13 protein-coding genes are annotated in these 12,312 nt (G+C 70.2%); 4 read left to right on the forward strand and 9 right to left on the reverse strand.

Translation table 11 applies throughout. The features are described 5' to 3' along the window. Positions 1–53: 53 nt before the first annotated feature. A complete protein-coding gene (nagB, locus tag ACN6LB_RS04915; RefSeq protein ID WP_445024721.1) occupies positions 54–839 on the reverse strand; it encodes a glucosamine-6-phosphate deaminase in 786 nt (261 codons plus the stop codon). A 225-nt stretch (positions 840–1,064) separates the two neighbouring features. Continuing rightward, positions 1,065–1,817: an SDR family oxidoreductase gene (locus ACN6LB_RS04920; protein WP_445024722.1), complete on the reverse strand. Its 753-nt coding sequence runs from the start codon at positions 1,815–1,817 to the stop codon at positions 1,065–1,067. 95 nt (positions 1,818–1,912) lie between these two features. Here ACN6LB_RS04920 and ACN6LB_RS04925 point away from each other — a divergent pair, with 95 nt between their 5' ends. Beyond that, positions 1,913–2,545, forward strand: coding sequence for a TetR/AcrR family transcriptional regulator (locus ACN6LB_RS04925; protein ID WP_445024723.1), 633 nt, complete (start codon positions 1,913–1,915; stop codon positions 2,543–2,545). Positions 2,546–3,005: 460 nt separating this feature from the next. Further along, a complete protein-coding gene (locus ACN6LB_RS04930; protein ID WP_356144802.1) occupies positions 3,006–4,472 on the forward strand; it encodes a sensor histidine kinase in 1,467 nt (488 codons plus the stop codon). Positions 4,473–4,717: 245 nt separating this feature from the next. On the opposite strand, the gene ACN6LB_RS04935 is transcribed toward ACN6LB_RS04930, so the two are convergent. Both ACN6LB_RS04935 and ACN6LB_RS04940 read right to left on the reverse strand, forming a co-directional pair. Further along, positions 4,718–4,975, reverse strand: a complete 258-nt coding sequence (locus ACN6LB_RS04935) for a WhiB family transcriptional regulator (protein ID WP_016639615.1) — start codon at positions 4,973–4,975, stop codon at positions 4,718–4,720. Positions 4,976–5,293: 318 nt separating this feature from the next. Beyond that, complete coding sequence (locus ACN6LB_RS04940) at positions 5,294–6,262, reverse strand: diacylglycerol/lipid kinase family protein (RefSeq protein WP_356144792.1); 969 nt, start codon at positions 6,260–6,262, stop codon at positions 5,294–5,296. A 182-nt stretch (positions 6,263–6,444) separates the two neighbouring features. Between ACN6LB_RS04940 and ACN6LB_RS04945 the strand changes: the two genes are divergently transcribed. Then, positions 6,445–6,909 (forward strand): hypothetical protein, encoded by a 465-nt coding sequence (locus ACN6LB_RS04945; RefSeq protein ID WP_445024724.1) that lies wholly within the window; start codon positions 6,445–6,447, stop codon positions 6,907–6,909. Between the two features lie 27 nt (positions 6,910–6,936). Here the strand turns inward: ACN6LB_RS04945 and ACN6LB_RS04950 are convergent, their stop codons facing one another. The 3 genes from ACN6LB_RS04950 to ACN6LB_RS04960 form a co-directional block, all read right to left on the reverse strand. Continuing rightward, a complete protein-coding gene (locus ACN6LB_RS04950) occupies positions 6,937–8,115 on the reverse strand; it encodes an RNA polymerase sigma factor SigF (protein WP_445024725.1) in 1,179 nt (392 codons plus the stop codon). Then, positions 8,112–8,525, reverse strand: coding sequence for an ATP-binding protein (locus tag ACN6LB_RS04955; RefSeq protein ID WP_356144786.1), 414 nt, complete (start codon positions 8,523–8,525; stop codon positions 8,112–8,114). The genes ACN6LB_RS04950 and ACN6LB_RS04955 overlap by 4 nt, the downstream gene beginning before the upstream one ends. A 260-nt stretch (positions 8,526–8,785) precedes the next feature. Continuing rightward, positions 8,786–9,046, reverse strand: coding sequence for a UBP-type zinc finger domain-containing protein (locus tag ACN6LB_RS04960; protein ID WP_445024726.1), 261 nt, complete (start codon positions 9,044–9,046; stop codon positions 8,786–8,788). A 62-nt stretch (positions 9,047–9,108) separates the two neighbouring features. On the opposite strand from ACN6LB_RS04960, the gene ACN6LB_RS04965 reads away from it, so the two are divergent. Beyond that, complete coding sequence (locus tag ACN6LB_RS04965; protein ID WP_445024727.1) at positions 9,109–10,707, forward strand: Na+/H+ antiporter; 1,599 nt, start codon at positions 9,109–9,111, stop codon at positions 10,705–10,707. Here ACN6LB_RS04965 and ACN6LB_RS04970 read toward each other — a convergent pair. Continuing rightward, positions 10,704–11,648, reverse strand: a complete 945-nt coding sequence (locus tag ACN6LB_RS04970) for a 1-aminocyclopropane-1-carboxylate deaminase/D-cysteine desulfhydrase (RefSeq protein WP_445024728.1) — start codon at positions 11,646–11,648, stop codon at positions 10,704–10,706. The two genes, ACN6LB_RS04965 and ACN6LB_RS04970, sit on opposite strands and share 4 nt — an antisense overlap. Before the next feature lie 60 nt (positions 11,649–11,708). Further along, the gene (locus tag ACN6LB_RS04975) at positions 11,709–12,299 is read right to left on the reverse strand and encodes an N-acetylmuramoyl-L-alanine amidase (RefSeq protein WP_445024729.1); all 591 of its coding nucleotides are present in this window, start codon (positions 12,297–12,299) and stop codon (positions 11,709–11,711) included. Positions 12,300–12,312 lie beyond the last annotated feature (13 nt).

Raw genomic sequence — 12,312 nt, forward strand, 5'->3', positions numbered from 1 at the left:
GATCTGCCGTCCCGCGAGGGATGGCCCGGCACCTTCGTACACCGGAGAGTGCCTTAAATCCCCTGCCAGTCCGGCTTGTTGGCGTACGTGTGCCGGAAGTAGTCCGCGAGCTTCAGCTTGGACGCCGCCGCCTCGTCGACCACGACCGTGGCGTGCGGGTGGAACTGGAGCGCCGAGGCCGGACAGACCGCGGCGACCGGGCCCTCCACCGTCGCCGCGACCGCGTCGGCCTTGCCCTCGCCCGTGGCGAGCAGCACGAGGTGCCGCGCCTCCAGGATCGTGCCGATGCCCTGGGTGATGACGTGGTGCGGGACCTGTTCGATGTCGCCCTCGAAGAACCGTGCGTTGTCGACGCGGGTCTGCTCGGTCAGCGTCTTGATCCGGGTGCGCGAGGCGAGCGAGGAGCACGGCTCGTTGAACCCGATGTGCCCGTCGGTCCCGATGCCCAGGATCTGCAGATCCACCCCGCCGGCCGCCGCCAGCGCCCTGTCGTACGCCTCGCACGCCGCCGGTACGTCCGGGGCGGTGCCATCAGGTCCCATGAACGCCTCGACGCTCAGCCCCAGCGGCTCCAGCACCTCCCGGCGCAGCACCGACCGGTAGGACTCGGGATGCTCGGCCGGCAGCCCCACGTACTCGTCGAGCTGCGCGATCCGGGCCCGCGAGGCGTCCACGGCACCGGAGCCGACCTTCGCCGCCAGCGCCTCGTAAATGGGCAGCGGGGTCGAGCCGGTGGCCACGCCGAGCAGGGCGTCGGGCTTGCGCCGGAGCAGCTCCGCCATGGCCTCGGCGATGATCTCGCCGCCTGCCTGGGCGTCCGGAACGATGACAACTTCCACGCTGGGCCTGCCGATCTGGAGGGGGACTCAACTGGAACCCGAAAGGAAACGATATGTGGTATAGACCAATCTACCAGAATCGGCCCCGCCGGTCTCGCCCGACACCTCCGTCCGCGCCGGTGCAATCAACGGCCCCTCGCCGTTCTCCCCATGGCCCGACGGAGTCCAGCTTCCGTGCTCGCCCCTCCCTGGTCGCCCTCCAGCCGGTGACCATCCGTCGCGGACCTACATCAGGGAGCCCCCTGTCGCGTCCAGCCACGCCCCGGTGACCCAGCGCCCGGCGTCCGAGGCGAGGAAGGACACCACGTCGGCGACGTCCTCCGGGGTGCCCACGCGCCCCAGGGCCGATATCGCCGAAGCCCCCGCCCGCGCCTCGTCGCTCGTGCGCAGCCAGTCCGCGTTGCTGTCGGTGTCGATGATGCCGGGGGCCACCGAGTTCACGGTGATTCCGCGCGGGCCCAGCACCTTGGAGAGATCGCGGGTGAAGACGTCCAGCGCGCCTTTCGTCATCGCGTACGCCATCTTGTCCGGCATCACCGCGTTGCGCGCGAGGCCGGAGGACACGTTGATCACCCGGCCGCCGTCCCGCAGCCGCTGGGCGCCCAGCCGGGTGATGAAGTGGGGCGCCCTCACGTTCACCGCGAACACCCGGTCGTACTCCGCCTCGTCGATCTCGCCGAACGCCCGTGACGTACCGATCGCCGCGTTGTTCACCAGGATGTCGAGCCCGTCCGCGTGCCGGTCGAACCGCTCCCAGAGCCTCTGCGCGTCCCCCGGCACCCCGAGCTCCGCCTCGACGGCGAACGCCGAGCCGCCCTCCGCCTCGATCGCGGCCACCGTCTCCTTCGCCGCCGCCGCGTTGCTTCCGTAGTGCACGGCCACCCGCGCCCCGTCCCGGCCGAGCCGCTCGGCGATGCCCCGCCCGATCCCCCTGCTGCCACCGGTGACGAGAGCCGTCCTGCCCGTGAGTACGCCCATGTCGGCGCCCCTTCCCCTTTATCTAGTGGTCGCTACAGAAAAACCGTACAACAGCCCGCCGACATTTCTCTAGTACCCGCTATACAATTCACTCCATGGTGGGCAGCGAGGGGACCGAGACGAAGACCGGGGCGGGGACCAGGCAGCGCGGCCGGCCCCGGTCCTTCGACCGCGAGACCGCGCTGGAGAAGGCGGTCCTCGCCTTCTGGGAGCACGGCTACGAAGCGACCTCCGTCTCCGACCTCACCCGCGTCATGGGCATCGGCGCCCCGAGTCTGTACGCGGCGTTCGGCGACAAGCAGTCCCTGTTCGAGGAGGCGGTGAACTCGTACGGCAGGAAGTACGGCTCGTTCAGCGAGCGCGCCCTCGCCGAGGAGCCCACCGTCCGCGGCGCGATCGAGCGGACGCTGCGCGAGGCCGCCGCCGAGTACACCGAGGACGACCGCCCGCACGGCTGCCTGGTCATCCACGCGGCCACCAACTGCACGACACCCGAGGTCGAGGAGTCGCTGCGGGCGCGGCGCAATGCCAACCTCGCGGCCTTCGAGAGCCGGATAAGAGCGGGGATCAGCGCCGGTGAGCTGCCCGCGGACACCGACGCGGCGGCCCTCGCGCGGCACACCGGGGCGATCATCCAGGGCATGTCCCAGCAGGCCCGCGACGGAGCCACCCGGCAGGAGCTGGAGGCGCTCGCCGCCCTCGCCATGACCGCCTGGCCCGCCTCCTGACGGAAACAGGGGTCGCCCGTGCCGTAATCCGGCACCGGTAGGCCACCGAACCGGGCTACTCTGCATGGTGGATGCCGTTGGATGTTCGATAAAGAGACAACAACAAACATCCACTCACGCATGGACACGGGCTCATGGACGAAGGAACATGGACCCAGTGGCATGGTCTAGTCCACGCGTGCCGGCTGACCACCACCGATCAAGCCTCCGTCTTCCCCGCACAGGAAGACGGACCGAGGAACCGGCGCTCTCTGCCCTGACTGCTCCGGCTCCTCTCCTTCGGCCGAATGGGACCGCACACCCCATGGCCGTTGCTGCTCCGGGCTGCGGTGCCGGGAGGGTTGAGGGTCCCTCCCAGGCGCCGCGGCCCGCGGGTGTTTCCGGGGGCGGGTGATCATCCGCGGGCCCCGGGATTTCGGGCCGCGTCCGTACCGCCAGGTACGCTCGCCTAGTGCCCTCCATGAACGACCTCGTACGCCAGCACACCGCTCTCGGTGACTCCGACCTCGAGTGGCTGCACCTGCTGGTCTCGGAGTGGCAGCTGCTCTCCGACCTCTCCTTCGCCGACCTCGTGCTGTGGGTCCCCACGCGCGACGGCACCCGCTATGTCTCCGTCGCGCAGATGCGGCCCAACACCGGCCCCACCTCGTACCAGGACGACATGGTCGGCCACCTCGTCCCGCGCGGCCGCCGGCCCCTGCTGGACGCAGCGCTCGACGAGGGCCGCATCGTGCGCGAGGGCGACCCCGAGTGGCGAGAGGAAGTCCCCGTACGGGTCGAGTCCATTCCTGTGCGCCGGGAAGGCCGGGTCCTGGGCGTGATCGCCCGCAACACCAACCTCCTCACCGTGCGCACCCCGAGCCGCCTGGAACTGACCTACCTCCAGAGCGCCTCCGACCTCGCCCAGATGATCGCCGCCGGTTCCTTCCCGTTCCCCGACCAGCAGGTCGACATGGACGCCTCGCCGCGCGTGGGCGACGGGCTGATCCGCCTCGACGCGGACGGCATCGTCCAGTACGCCTCGCCGAACGCCCTCTCCGCCTACCACCGCCTCGGCCTCGCCGCCGACCTCGTGGGCCACCACCTCGGCGTGACCACCGCCGAACTCGCCCCCTCCCGCGGCCCGGTGGACGAGGCGCTGTCGAAGGTCGCCAGCGGCTGGGCGCCCCGCGAGTTCGAGATCGAGAGCGCTGAAGGAGTGATCCAGCTGCGCGCGATCCCGCTCAAGCCCAAGGGCACGCGTGTCGGTTCGCTCGTCCTGCTGCGTGACGTCACCGAACTGCGGCGGCGCGAGCGCGAGTTGATCACCAAGGACGCGACCATCCGGGAGATCCACCACCGGGTGAAGAACAACCTCCAGACGGTGGCGGCACTGCTGCGCCTCCAGGCCCGCCGCATCGACTCGGACAAGGGCCGGGAGGCGCTGGAGGAGGCCGTACGCCGCGTCGGATCGATCGCGATCGTGCACGAGACGCTGTCCCAGAACCTGGACGAGCGCGTGGAGTTCGACGAGATCGCCGACCGGGTGCTCGCGATGGTCGCCGAGATCTCGCCCGGCAAGGTCACCGGCCGGCGCACCGGCCGCTTCGGGATCCTGGACGCGGAAGTCGCGACCCCGCTCTCCATGGTGCTCACCGAGATCCTGCAGAACGCCCTGGAGCACGGCTTCCGCGAGGGCGACCGCGGCACGGTCGAGGTCTCGGCAATCCGCGGCGGTACCAGCAAGGAGGCCCGTCTCCTGGTCACCGTCCAGGACGACGGCGCGGGCCTGCCCGAGGGCTTCGACCCGCACCGCTCGGGCAACCTCGGGCTGCAGATCGTACGGACGCTGGTGGAGGGCGAGTTGGGCGGCACCTTCGACATGGTGGCGGCGCCGGTGCGCGGCACTCAGGTGATCCTGGACATCCCGGTGCGGGCCAACAAGTAACAGGCGGCCGGGCACGCCCAGTTCATCCACCCGCGTCCTGCTTCACCCACGCAGACGCAAACAGCTCGGTAGCAAACAGACTCAGTAGCAAACAGCAATGAGCCCCGGACCAAGATCTGGTCCGGGGCTGAAAGCTCGTTGCGATATGCGATGCGCATCGGGGGTACTGCGCGCTGCGGCTCGGGGGCGGGAGATGCGTACTCGCTGTACGCGCCGCCGGGCTCAGGCTGTTACGGGGTGGGGCGTCAGGCGGAGGCCTGACGGGCCCGGTTGCGGGCGGCGCGGCGCTTCATCGCGCGGCGCTCGTCCTCGCTGAGGCCACCCCAGACGCCGGAGTCCTGGCCGGACTCGAGCGCCCACTGCAGGCACTGCTCCATGACGGGGCAGCGGCGGCAGACAGCCTTGGCTTCCTCGATCTGCAGCAGCGCAGGACCGGTGTTGCCGATGGGGAAGAAGAGCTCGGGGTCTTCCTCGCGGCAAACGGCGTTGTGACGCCAGTCCATGGCTGCTACCTCTCCTTGGTATTACGTGCAAGTTGCTTGTGAATGTGAACGCTTTCACGAATCCCTCAACAAGTGAAGGGCCGACTGCCAGACGGACTGGCGTGGTCCTGTGATTTGAGGAGGGGTTCTGGCTCTCTGTGGGGCCGATGTTGCGGGCCGTCCCGAGCGCCACGTAGAGACTCGCAAACCTCAGCGGCGGATACAACCCCTTCTGGAAAGTTTTTTTTGATTCCTCGGTGTCGACTAGGTCACAGCCGTACTTCCATGGGGTGGACCCTGGTCTAAACGTTCGAGTGAAAGGACTTTGGGCCCTTCCACTCACACAATCACACGCAGTGCACGGCGTACGCCTGTGAACGTCACGCTCGTACGCAGCCCGAGGTGGTCGCCGTCCATCTGCAGGGGTAGCGGGACCTTCGAATGCAAGGTGAAGTCCGTCAGGTCGTGCAGTGAGAGTGCGTGCCTGCCATGGGGTCCCCGCTCGGGGGACGAAGTGAGCAACTGGGTCGCATACCGGGCAACCGCGGCAGTCGACATGCGGCTCAGGCCGAGTACGTCGAGTCCGGTATCGAACGAGGCCTTAGGCGAGGCGTACACCGGACGATTGCCGAGAAACGTCCACGGTGAGGTATTGCAGATTATGGACAGGACCAGATCGGTGACCGGGTCCTCGCCGGGCTGCTCCAGCGTGATGGTGCCGTGTCTGCGGTGAGGTTCGTCCAGAAACTGACGTACGACCTGGCGGAGATACAGCGCATGCGTGGAGCGCTTGCCCCGTTCGCGCTGCTGTTCGACCCGGCCGATGACTCCGGCGTCGAAGCCGAGGCCCGCGCAGAAAGTGAACCAGCGGGCCGGCACCGATTCGTCCTCGGTGCCCGGGGTGCCGGCGGCCAGACCGAGTCCGATCGTGCGCTCCCGGCCCTCGCGCAGGGCGTCCAGCAGGGCGCCGGTCGCCTCCACGGCGTCGTTGGGCAGGCCCAGGGCGCGCGCGAAGACGTTGGTGGAGCCGCCGGGGACCACGGCGAGGCGCGGCAGATGGTCCGGGTCGGGGCCGTGGTGCAGCAGGCCGTTGACGACCTCGTTGACCGTGCCGTCGCCGCCGAGGGCCACGACCAGGTCTATGTCCTCGCTCTCCGCGGCCTGCCGGCCGAGGTCCCTGGCGTGCCCGCGGTACTCGGTGGTGACCGCTTCGAGTTTCATCTCGCTGGCCAGTGCGTGGGTCAAGACGTCACGCGTGCGCGCACTTGTGGTGGTTGCCGCCGGATTGACCACGAGAAGTGCACGCATGGGATGCAGGGTACCTACTGGGTGGTACTCGGCCCAGACCGAGGTAGGCGTGAGGTAGGGATCGGGTAAGAGGTCGGGCTCGTGATCCCCGGGCGTCGCGGCCGGGGAGACCCCGGCATCGGCGGGGAGGAGCGCGGATACGGGGCCGAGGCCGGCCGGAGGCGGAGGGCTACCCTGCTGGGGTGAGTGCTGAGCGGAACCCCGACCCGAAGACGCCTGCGGACCACCCCGACGCCGAGCCCCGTCCCGGGCGGCTGACCGCCGCGGCGGCGCTGGCCGCGCTGGAGGGGCTCGCGCTCGTGACGGGCGGTGTCTGGATGCTCGTACTGGGCCTCACGGGTGACGGGGACGACCGGCAGCAGGCCATCACCGGCGGAGTCACGGTGATCCTGCTCGCGCTGCTGCCCCTGCTGGCCGCCCGCGGGCTGCTGCTGCGCCGCAGCTGGAGCCGGGGACCCGCGGTGATCACGCAGATCATGGCGCTTCCGGTGGCCTACAGCCTGCTTCAGGCCGACAGCGTCGCGATCCCGGCGGGCATCGCGCTCGCGGTCGTCGCGGTCACCGCGCTGGTGCTGCTGGTGAACCCGGCAACGACCAGGGCCCTCGGAATCCGAGGGCCCGGCGGGAACGTACAAGACCAGAAGTAACCGTCAACGAGACCGGCGACGACGGTCTCACTCCTCGACGAGCAGCTTCTCCCGCAGCTGGGCCAGCGTGCGCGCCAGCAGGCGCGACACGTGCATCTGGGAGATGCCGACCTCCTGCGCGATCTGCGACTGCGTCATGTTGCCGAAGAAACGCAGCAGCAGGATCCGCTTCTCCCGCGGCGGCAGGTCCTCCAGGAGCGGCTTGAGGGACTCGCGGTACTCGACCCCCTCCAGTGCCTCGTCCTCGGAGCCCAGGGTGTCCGCGACGGCCGGCGACTCGTCGTCGGTGTCGGGGACGTCCAGGGACAGCGTGGAGTACGCGTTGGCGGACTCCAGGCCCTCCAGGACCTCTTCCTCCGAGATGGCCAGTTTCTCGGCCAGCTCGTGCACCGTGGGGGAGCGGCCGTGCTGCTGGGACAGCTCTGCGGTGGCCGTCGTCAGGGCCAGCCGCAGTTCCTGCAGACGGCGCGGCACCCGCACCGCCCAGCCCTTGTCACGGAAGTGCCGCTTGATCTCGCCGACGACCGTCGGGGTCGCGTACGTCGAGAACTCGACGCCACGCTCCGGGTCGAAGCGGTCGACCGACTTGATCAGGCCGATGGTCGCGACCTGCGTGAGGTCGTCCAGCGGCTCCCCGCGGTTGCGGAAACGGCGTGCGAGGTGCTCGACGAGCGGCAGATGCATGCGGACCAGCTGGTTGCGCAGCTCCGCGTACTCGGCGCTGCCGTCCGTCAGCTTGCGCAGCTCGATGAACATCGCCCGCGCTCCGCTGCGGTCGTGCGGGTCGTGCTGCGTGTGCTGGCGGCTCGGCCCTTGCGGCTGCGCTTGCGGCTGCGGGGCACTGGGCCCCTGGGGCGCGCTCGGCACCTCCGGTGCGCCCGGCTTGTCGTGCTGCTCGTGCTCGCTCATAGTCCCGCCCGTCACCATTTCCCGAGCCCTCGGTGCCTCCCCCAGGTTCTCGACCTTCCTCGAACCGGGGGGACCCTCATGAGCAGGGGAGCCCCCGTCGATCGGTTCCGTCTGCTGCTGAGACGCTTCGGGCGCCGCCATGGATGCGTCGTCCTCCGGATGCGGCCGGGCCTGCTCGGGGATGCCGTCGACGCCGTCCGCCATGCGCCGCGGCCCACCCGGACCGTCGACGCGCTCGGCGGGAAGCTCCCGTGTGCCGCGCTCTTCGTCCCGCACCGGCCCGTCCCCGTTCCTCACGCCGGCCCGGGTCCCGCGCCGCGCTGTTTGTAGAGGCTGATCGACACGGTCTTGTCGTCGGCGACGGTGGATTCGACCTTGCCCGCGAGAGCCGAGAGGACGGTCCAGGCGAACGTGTCGCGCGCGGGAGCGTGACCGTCCGTGGTCGGAGCCGAGACCGTCACCTCCAGCGAGTCCTCGATCAACCGGAAGACGCAGCTGAGCACCGAGCCGGGGACGGCCTGCTGCAGCAGGATCGCGCAGGCCTCGTCCACCGCGATGCGCAGGTCCTCGATCTCGTCGAGGGTGAAGTCCAAACGGGCCGCGAGTCCGGCCGTGGCCGTACGCAGCACCGACAGGTAGGCACCCGCGGCCGGCAGCCGGACTTCCACGAAGTCCTTCGTCGCGGGCTCGCCTGCGATCTGGGACACCCTCACCTCCAAGGTGGTACAAGCTCATTAGGAGCTTTTTCAGGGCCGAGGGTCGCCCCCCGGGGTAACGCGCCATGTGGTTCAGCGGTGACGCTACCGCGCTCCCGAGTTTTCCGTACCGGGGACCCCGCCCCTTCTTGTCACTCATAGTAAGCCTATGAGTACGCACAGTGGCTAGGGGTCTGCGGCCCCAATTCGGAAGAGCGCGCGCCGGGTTGACGTACCCAGACGTCAGACCGCCGAACCGTCCGGCACACGGATCACACGAGTACGTGGTCGACGAAGCACCAGCGCCAGTTCTCCCCGGGCTCGAATGTGCGCATCACCGGGTGTCCGGTCTCCTTGAAGTGCTCCGTCGCGTGCCGCATCGGCGAGGAGTCGCAGCAGGAGAGGTGCCCGCACTCCAGGCACAGCCTCAACTGCACCGGGTGCGAACCTGCCGCCAGGCACTCCAGGCAGGTCTCGCTCAGGGGCTCGGGCTGGGGGTGCGGCAGCGCGTCGCCGTGCGTGCACTGTTTCATGATTGCCAGGTTACGTCGGGTGTGCGGCGTGCCGCGCGAAAAACGAGGGTGGGCTGAGGCCGATGCATGTTCTGCCACTGCTGTTGCTGGTCGCGGGCAGCGCCGCGGTCGCGGGGGCGGCACGACGCACGCCGGTACCCGCGCCGCTGCTGCTCGTCGCGGTGGGCCTCGTGATCGCGTACCTCCCCGGGGTGCCCGACTACAGGCTCGACCCCGAGGTCGTGCTGCCGCTGCTGCTGCCCCCGCTGCTGTACACGGCGGCGACCGACAGCTCGTACCTCGACCTGCGGGCCCAACTGCGGCCCGTCGCGCTGCTCTCGGTCGGCTACGTCCTGTTCGCGACGCTCGCCGTCGGCTGGGCGGCGTATCTGATCGTGCCGGGTCTGCCGCTGACCGCGGCGCTGGTCCTCGGGGCGGTGGTGGCGCCGCCGGACGCGGTCGCGGCGACCGCGGTCGCCCGCCGGGTCGGACTGCCCTCGCACATCACCACGATTTTGCAGGGCGAGTCCCTGGTGAACGACGCCACCGCGATCACCGCCTACAAGGTGGCCCTCGCCGCCGCGATCGGCGAGGGCGCGACCTGGGCGGGCGGCATCGGCGAGTTCCTGCTCGCCGCGGTCGGCGGTGTGGTGGTCGGACTCGTCCTGATGATGCCGATCCACTGGCTGCGCACGCACCTCAACGAGGCGCTGCTGCAGAACACCCTCTCCCTCCTCATCCCCTTCGTCGCGTACGGCGTCGCCGAGCAGGTGCACGCCTCCGGGGTGCTCGCCGTGGTCGTCGTCGCGCTCTACGTCGGACACCGGTCCTGGGAGGTGGACTTCGCGACCCGCCTCCAGGAGGAGGCGGTCTGGAAGATGGTCGCGTTCGTCCTGGAGTCCGCCGTGTTCGCCCTGATCGGACTCCAACTGCCCGTCGTCCTCGAAGGACTGGGGGAGTACCAGGGTGCACGCGCCGCCTGGTACGCGGTGGCCGTCTTCGTGGTCGTCGTCGCCGCCCGGTTCGTGTGGGTCTACCCGGCGACCTTCCTGCCGCGGCTGCTGTCCTCGCGCATCCGGGAGCGCGAGAAGAACCCCACCTGGAAGGGGCCGTTCATCATCGGCTGGGCAGGAATGCGGGGCGTGGTCTCGCTCGCCATCGCCTTCTCGGTCCCCGTCACGCTGCACAACGGCGCGGACTTTCCCGATCGCAACCTCGTCCTCTTCCTGACCTTCACGACGGTCATCGGCACGCTGGTCGTGCAGGGGCTGACGCTGCCCCCGCTGATCCGGCTCCTGAAGCTGCCCGGCCGCGACCAGCAGGCCGAGACGCTCGCCGAGGCGAACGCCCAGGCGCAGGCCTCCCGGATCGCCGAGCAGCGCCTCGACGAACTCCTCGACGACGAGCGCAACACCCTGCCCCCACCGCTCGCCGACCGGCTGCGCGCGGTCCTGGAACGGCGCCGCAACGCGGTCTGGGAGCGGCTGGGCTCGGTCAACCCCACGACCGGCGAGACGGTCGACGACACCTACCGGCGGCTGTCCCGCGAGATGATCGGCGCCGAGCGCGCGGTCTTCGTACGACTCCGGGACGGCCGTCACATCGACGACGAGATGCTGCGCACGCTGCTCAGACGGCTGGACCTGGAGGAGGCGGCGGCCTACCGGGAGGTGGCGACCTAGCAGTCCCGGGTGGCAGGTGGGAACGGGCTGCCGGTGATCACGGCCGCCACCGTGGTGCCACGCGGGAAGGCGCCCTCCGCCGCCAGGGCGACAAGTCCGTACAGCAGCTTGGCGACATAGAGACGTTCGACGGGCAGACCGTGGCGGTCCTCGAAGTCCTCGGCGAAGGCGGTCAGCTCGGGGGTGGTGCGGGCGTAGCCGCCGCAGTGAAAGCGGTCGTCGAGCCACCAGTCGCCGCGCCGGCCGCCGAAGGCGTCCTCCTGGAGGGCCTGTATGTCGGCGGTCAGGAAGCCGCCCTTGAGGACCGGTATGCCGAGGGCGCGCTGGTCACGGGCGAGTCCGGCGGCCAGGCCCGCGAAGGTGCCACCGGTGCCGCAGGCGACGGCGACGATGTCCGCACAGCCGCGGAGCTCCTCGCCGAGCTCCCGGCAGCCGCGTACGGCAAGGGAGTTGCTGCCGCCTTCGGGGACGACGTACGCGTCCTCGGCGGCCGCGTCGCGGAGGATCCCGGCCAGCGCTTCCGGGTCGCTCTTGCGGCGGTAGGTCGATCTGTCGACGAAGTGCAGCCGCATGCCGTCGGCCGCGCACCGGGACAGGGAGGGGTTCAGCGGGCGGCCGGCCAGTTCCTGCCCGCGGACCACACCCACGGTGGGCAGGCCCAGGAGACGGCCCGCGGCGGCCGTGGCGCGCAGATGGTTGGAGTACGCGCCGCCGAAGGTGAGCACCGTGCGGCCCGCCGCCGCCCGCAGGTTCGGGGCGAGCTTGCGCCACTTGTTGCCGATCAGGTCCGGGTGGATCAGGTCGTCCCGCTTGAGCAGCAACCGGACCCCGTGCCGGGCGAAGCGCTCGTCCACGGCGTCCTGCACCGGCGACGGCAGCCGCGGCCGCAGGACGGCCGGGTCGGGCGCTTCGGGGAGGCGAGGGAGGTCAGGCCTGGTCACCCCACCATTGTCGGGCACCGACAGACCGTCCGGGGGTGCGGCCGCGGACAGGCAGCGGTGTCACTTCAGGCGGTCGCGGACGCGCCCCCGCACAGAGGCCATCGTGAAGCCCCGGGGGTCGACCTTGCCCGGCTGCCACTCCAGGTGACCGATGACGGAACGCTCCGTCCACCCGTGGTGGCGGCAGATCGCGGCCGAGACCCGCTCGATCGCCGCGAGCTGGACCTCGGGCCAGGGGTCCAGGCCGTCGCCGAGGTTCTCGCACTCGAAGCCGTAGAAGTGGCGGTTGCCGTCGGTGTTCGCCTCGTTGTCGTGGGGGAGCGCCTTCTCGGCGATCACGGCGCGCAGGACGTCGTCGTCGCCCAGGCCCGCATGGTTGGCCCGCCCGTAACCGACTAGGTGGACGACGCCGTCCTTGGTGATGACGCCGTGGCACAGCGGTCCGGGCAGATCCGCGTAACCCTTGCGACAGATCTCCACGGTGCGCTCGCTGCCCGAGGTCACCGTGTGATGGATCATCACGCCGTTCACCGGTCCCCAGGGGCCCTGATGGTTGCGGTTGTGATGCTCCCAGTCGCCGACCTCGACGACGGTGACGCCTTCCTGCCTGAGCCGGTCCAGGAATCTGCCCGCGGACATGGGTGGGGCCATGACCGCCTCCTTC

It is taken from the genome of Streptomyces sp. SAS_270, assembly GCF_052543295.1.

Excerpts from the sequence above, each read along its gene's own strand:
- ACN6LB_RS04920 (WP_445024722.1), bottom strand. The coding sequence starts at position 1,817 with ATGGGCGTACTCACGGGCAGGACGGCTCTCGTCACCGGTGGCAGCAGG.
- ACN6LB_RS04925 (WP_445024723.1), top strand. The coding sequence starts at position 1,913 with ATGGTGGGCAGCGAGGGGACCGAGACGAAGACCGGGGCGGGGACCAGG.
- ACN6LB_RS04930 (WP_356144802.1), top strand. The coding sequence starts at position 3,006 with ATGAACGACCTCGTACGCCAGCACACCGCTCTCGGTGACTCCGACCTC.
- ACN6LB_RS04935 (WP_016639615.1), bottom strand. The coding sequence starts at position 4,975 with ATGGACTGGCGTCACAACGCCGTTTGCCGCGAGGAAGACCCCGAGCTC.
- ACN6LB_RS04940 (WP_356144792.1), bottom strand. The coding sequence starts at position 6,262 with ATGCGTGCACTTCTCGTGGTCAATCCGGCGGCAACCACCACAAGTGCG.
- ACN6LB_RS04960 (WP_445024726.1), bottom strand. The coding sequence starts at position 9,046 with ATGAAACAGTGCACGCACGGCGACGCGCTGCCGCACCCCCAGCCCGAG.
- ACN6LB_RS04965 (WP_445024727.1), top strand. The coding sequence starts at position 9,109 with ATGCATGTTCTGCCACTGCTGTTGCTGGTCGCGGGCAGCGCCGCGGTC.
- ACN6LB_RS04975 (WP_445024729.1), bottom strand. The coding sequence starts at position 12,299 with ATGGCCCCACCCATGTCCGCGGGCAGATTCCTGGACCGGCTCAGGCAG.